At 58.4% G+C, this 4,460-nt stretch carries 9 protein-coding genes and 1 tRNA gene; 5 read left to right on the top strand and 5 right to left on the bottom strand.

Features of this window, described 5'->3' with window-relative positions; all coding sequences use genetic code 11:
* The 3 genes from ACREAY_RS10075 to ACREAY_RS10065 all read left to right on the top strand — a co-directional run.
* Positions 1-992 (top strand): RNA-guided pseudouridylation complex pseudouridine synthase subunit Cbf5 (locus ACREAY_RS10075; RefSeq protein WP_431755645.1); only part of this gene is annotated, 992 nt, incomplete at its 5' end.
* A gap of 45 nt (positions 993-1,037) precedes the next feature.
* Positions 1,038-1,286, top strand: coding sequence for a hypothetical protein (locus tag ACREAY_RS10070; protein WP_431755644.1), 249 nt, complete (start codon positions 1,038-1,040; stop codon positions 1,284-1,286).
* 42 nt (positions 1,287-1,328) lie between these two features.
* The gene (locus ACREAY_RS10065) at positions 1,329-1,691 is read left to right on the top strand and encodes a hypothetical protein (protein ID WP_431755643.1); all 363 of its coding nucleotides are present in this window, start codon (positions 1,329-1,331) and stop codon (positions 1,689-1,691) included.
* Here ACREAY_RS10065 and ACREAY_RS10060 read toward each other — a convergent pair.
* Positions 1,688-1,846 (bottom strand): hypothetical protein, encoded by a 159-nt coding sequence (locus ACREAY_RS10060; RefSeq protein ID WP_431755642.1) that lies wholly within the window; start codon positions 1,844-1,846, stop codon positions 1,688-1,690. The two genes, ACREAY_RS10065 and ACREAY_RS10060, sit on opposite strands and share 4 nt — an antisense overlap.
* Positions 1,847-1,936: 90 nt before the next feature.
* Between ACREAY_RS10060 and ACREAY_RS10055 the strand changes: the two genes are divergently transcribed.
* Positions 1,937-2,039 (top strand) — tRNA-Ser (locus tag ACREAY_RS10055).
* Here ACREAY_RS10055 and ACREAY_RS10050 read toward each other — a convergent pair.
* Genes ACREAY_RS10050 through ACREAY_RS10035 form a run of 4 tightly spaced genes read right to left on the bottom strand, consistent with a single transcriptional unit; the run spans position 2,018 to position 3,678 of the window.
* Positions 2,018-2,737: a CbtA family protein gene (locus ACREAY_RS10050; protein ID WP_431755641.1), complete on the bottom strand. Its 720-nt coding sequence runs from the start codon at positions 2,735-2,737 to the stop codon at positions 2,018-2,020. The two genes, ACREAY_RS10055 and ACREAY_RS10050, sit on opposite strands and share 22 nt — an antisense overlap.
* Positions 2,712-2,936: a hypothetical protein gene (locus tag ACREAY_RS10045; protein ID WP_431755640.1), complete on the bottom strand. Its 225-nt coding sequence runs from the start codon at positions 2,934-2,936 to the stop codon at positions 2,712-2,714. Before ACREAY_RS10045 ends, ACREAY_RS10050 begins: the two co-directional genes overlap by 26 nt.
* Positions 2,936-3,292, bottom strand: coding sequence for a DUF6659 family protein (locus ACREAY_RS10040; RefSeq protein WP_431755639.1), 357 nt, complete (start codon positions 3,290-3,292; stop codon positions 2,936-2,938). Before ACREAY_RS10040 ends, ACREAY_RS10045 begins: the two co-directional genes overlap by 1 nt.
* A gap of 32 nt (positions 3,293-3,324) precedes the next feature.
* Positions 3,325-3,678 carry a hypothetical protein gene (locus tag ACREAY_RS10035; protein ID WP_431755638.1) on the bottom strand — a complete coding sequence of 118 codons (354 nt, stop codon included), beginning with the start codon at positions 3,676-3,678 and terminating at the stop codon, positions 3,325-3,327.
* A 77-nt stretch (positions 3,679-3,755) separates the two neighbouring features.
* Between ACREAY_RS10035 and ACREAY_RS10030 the strand changes: the two genes are divergently transcribed.
* On the top strand, positions 3,756-4,460 hold a 705-nt coding region (locus ACREAY_RS10030), incomplete at its 3' end, for a YcaO-like family protein (protein WP_431755637.1).

Below are 4,460 nucleotides of genomic sequence, written 5' to 3'. Positions count from 1 at the left end.
GCCATTACCCCGACAGGAGGCCCATCAGCGAACTGCTGTATTACGGCCTCATCCTTGTCGACAAGCCTGCAGGTCCCACCAGCCACGAGGTCGTGGCGTGGGTCAAGCGCATACTGGAGATAGAAAAAGCGGGCCATTCCGGCACCCTTGACCCCGGCGCCACCGGCCTCCTGCCGATAGGACTTGGCGATGGGACAAAGGCTCTTGGCGTGCTCTTGCTCGGGCCCAAGGAGTACTATGCCCTTGCGCGCCTGCACGCCCACGCGCCGGCAGAGAGGGTGAAGAGGGTGATGAACGAGTTCAAGGGCGAGATATTCCAGCGCCCGCCGCAGAGGTCTGCAGTAAAGCGCGTTACTCGCGTAAGGACGGTATACGAGTTTGACTATATCCAGGATTACGACAGGCTGATACTGATGCGGGTGCTGTGCCAGGCAGGCACCTACATACGCAAGATAATCTACGACGTCGGCGAGGTCCTGTCGCCGGGCGCCACGATGGTCGAGCTGCGCAGGACGCAGGTCAGCAACCTGTACGAAAAAGACGGCATGGTCAGGCTGCACGACCTGGCAGACGCGTTCCAGCGCTACAAGGAAGGCGACGAGGAAAAGCTGCGCCGGCTCGTTCTGCCCATAGAGCGATGCCTCGAAGGCATACGCGGCATCACCGTCCGCGACACGGCAGTCGACGCGCTCTGCCACGGCGCGCCCCTTGCGGTGCCGGGTGTCATCGCGGTGCCCTCGGACCTACGCGTGGGCGAGCTTGTGGGCGTGTATACGCTCAAGGGCGAGATAGTCGGGCTTGGGGAAGCGTCCATGACCCGTGGTCAGATAGAGGAGAGTGTCAAGGGCGTGGCGTTTGTCATGAAGCGCCTGATAATGAGGCCAGAGACGTATCCCAAGGCGTGGCGCACAAAAGGCGAGCAGGCTGCGGCCCCTGCCACAGGGACAAGCGAGGTAGACCTTTCCAAGCTGGAAAGCGATGCCGACTTTTAGCTGGAAAAGGAAAAAGTTATCTGCGCGCCGCATCCTTACCGGCTGTTGAGCGCCTCGGGGGACTCAGGCGACGACGGCTATTGCATTGCCCTAGAGCGCGCCTTGAGGCAGGCGGCCAGCATCTTTGGCGACCAGGCGGCCGAGGCCCTCATTCTTGCCCTGAAGGAGCGGTACAACATAAGGCTTGGACAGGCGCCCTGCTCTTCCATTGAAGAGATCACGGCAGCCTTGGCCGACATTTCGGGCCCGGGCGCAGATATCCTCATTTCAAGGGTCCGCTCGTTTCTCCGTTAAGTTTGGTGTTTATATCCTAGTCGATAGTAAGGTCTGCTGAAAATGCCACAAATGACGAAGGAGTTGTGCAAGAGCATTGTCGGCATCGACAAGGGCATAAGGTTTGCAGGGATGGCAGACAGAATGGGCAAGCTCGTGGCTTTTGCCTACAGGCCGGGCCTCCAGCCGCTCTTGACAAAAGAAGAGTCGGAACTTTCCGTTATGCAGTCGCTCTTGAGGATGGGGATGAGAAAGACGATGGAAGACAGGCTAGGCAGGACCGTCTACGCGTTTGCGCTGTATGAAAAGGTCAAGAGGGCTACCCTGCCGCTTGACGACGGCGCGATACTGCTGCTGTCCTTTGACATCGAGGCCAACCACGAGCCCATAATACTGTCGAAGATCCTGCCGTTGCTAAAAAGTTAGAGGGTCTCGCCAATCCCGGGCCGCTTGCGGTCCAGCTTGGCAATGTTTCTTGAAAGGTTCTCCATAGTCCCCGGCACGTGGCACTTGCACATGCAGTCGGCGCAGTCGACGTGGTTCCCGTCCTTGCAGTTGTCAGAAAGTCCTTGGTTGCTCAAAAACATTGATCAATCGGCATGCCTCAATTTCTATCTTTGCCATTGCATTTGATTGAAATATATAATGAAAGGCAGGCAAGTTTGCTGGTTGCCGGGGTCGCCTAGCCCGGTAGGGCGCAAGCCTGGAATTTGCTTTCCAGCGAGCTTGTGACCCGTAAGGGTCCCGAGGGTTCAAATCCCTCTCCCGGCGCCATTTTTCCTCTCAAGTAATACGCCTGCGACTATGCCAAGCGTGAACCAGAGCGCGGTCATGGCGGCCGCGCTTGCAGACCTCCATGCGCCAAGCATCGAGAGGGGCACGATTTCAGTCTCGGGAAGACTTGGAAAGGCGAAAAACAATCCTGCAACGATTGCCAGATAGACGCCGGCCGCGCCGATGTGCCAGTTCTTTTTCCCCGTCCGGGCAAGCGCAATCGCCGAGCCGAGGGCGGCCAGGCCAGAGGCTGCAGAATATGCCGCAAAAAGAGTCATGTAGGCCCCCGTCGCTTCGGGGATAAAGAGCGCGTCGGGGCTGTACGGATATTTTAACACAGGCATGACGTAAAGCGAGAGCCACGCCGCGCCGGCGACTGCAAGTGCGACCTTGAAGGCTTCCTTGCGGATCTTTATGTAGGCGCCGGCGACAAGCGCGCCTGCAGCGGGCCCGATTGCCAGCGGGAACGCAACCTGCCACGAATAGAGCGACTGCAGCATGGCGTCAAATTCGTCCTCGTCCATTATTCCCTCTTCCAAAAGCAAGTCAAAATACAGTTCTGCCATAGGCTCGATGTATGGATTCACAATGAGCAGGTTCATGGTCGCAAGCACCGCGCCTGCGAGCAGGCCGGCCGCTATCGAAAGCGCAAAGACCCTGCCGGCGCCCACTTTACAGCTCCTCGTCGAGCTCTTCAATCGCCGCCGCTTTTGAAATCTCGTGCAGCCGCATGGCGACAATCCTTTGGTACTCTTTATTGTTGATGACGCCCTTTTCGTCGAGCATCTCCACAAGTGCCGTGAGCCTTGCGCTCAGCTCTTCAGTTTCTGAAAGCTCTTTTCCCGTCACCTTTTTGGAAGGGCCGAGATCGTCATCGCGCTCCTTGCGCCTTGGCATCAGCGTACGAATTCCAAAACCCTGCTTATTATCCTGTCGTGGGGCCTGCCGCGCTCCATCGAGATCAAGAGCAGGCTGTCGCCCGGCATCGGGAACGTCGCTATCTTGATGCGCTCCCTCTCAGACATGGCGTATATCGTGGGCCCAAAATCGCCGTCAAACTCGCGCCGCATGGCGTTTCGCAGCGCAAACTCCAGGTAGAGCCGGTCCATGTCCTTTATCGACTCTAGCGGCTGGAGCCCGGGGCGCATGCCGCCGGCCACGAGCTTGCCCATGCGGTCAATGATGCCGGCAAACCGTATGGCAGGGTCGATGTCAAAGACCTGCCCGCACAGCTCGCCCATGTCCTTTTGCAACGCCCAGGCTAGGGGAAAACTTGCTTAATAAGCTACTTTTTTCTGGGAAATTCGTGCAGTTCTTGCCCCGAGCAGCGCTGGCAGAGTTTCGGCTCGGCCTCTGAAAAATAGCTGACGTAAAAGCACTTGGCGCACTGCATCCGCAAGAGCTTGCCTGCCAGTTCCAGCATGTCGCCGGTCTGCGCAAGGACGTGCATCGACACCAGGTCGTCTATAACGGGCGCCAGGCTGTCGGACAGCTGCGAGACTTCGTACCCGCGGAACCGCAGGTAGAGGCTGACCATCTCGCCTGCGACTTGGCTCCTTGCAAATTGCGCCCGGCCCTTGCCGGACTGCCGGAAAAAGTGGTCGCGGAGGTACCATTCTAGCTCGCGTGGCGTGTCCATGGCGCTAGGTGGCGCCGGCGGGACAAATAAACGATATCGCGCAATCTTATTATGAACTTGTGGGGGCATAGCCTTTAGTGCCAATCGAGCTTCAGAGCAGGATAAAGTGGACGGTAAACGGCACTTCCCGGACAAGGCCGGCGAAAGAGACCCTGCAAAAGGTCGTCCCGCTCTCGAAAAAGATTGGCGTCACGCGCCTGGCAGACATCACCGACATGGACGTGCTAGGGATACCAAACTACTCTGCTGTCCTGCCGGGGACTGAGGACTATATCTGGGTCTATAGCGGCAAGGGGCCGACGCGCGAGCACGCCATGGCAAGCGCGCTGATGGAAAGCATCGAAAGGTACTCATCGTTGCCGGCAGGGGGCAGGCGCGACTTTGTCCGGTCCAGCTATTCAGAATTGTCAAAGACGCGCAGCGTCATGCACCCTGACGAGATCGTCGAGCCGATGCGCTTTGAATACCGAAACGACATGCTGATGGACTTTCTCCCCGGCTTTGACATCGCAAACAACCGCGAGGTGATGGTGCCGGCGACAATCGCGCTCTTTCGCTACAACCCGGCGCCCCCAGCGGTCAACCCATTTTCATATTTCCACACCAACGGCCTTGCGTCGGGCAACGTCATGGAAGAGGCCGTGTGCCACTCGCTATGCGAGGTGATAGAGCGCGACGCTATGAGCATCGCGGAACTGCGCGCAAGCGCCATACCATTCCACGTATTGCGCACAATCGTCCATTCGCTAAACGCCGCCGGCATCCAGGCGCCGCCGGTCCAG

Origin of the sequence: Nitrososphaera sp. (genome assembly GCF_050748925.1) — an archaeon.
GTDB lineage: Archaea > Thermoproteota > Nitrososphaeria > Nitrososphaerales > Nitrososphaeraceae > Nitrososphaera.
The sequence above is the reverse complement of the archived record's forward strand: the minus strand, read 5'-3'. Positions and strand labels throughout refer to the sequence as shown.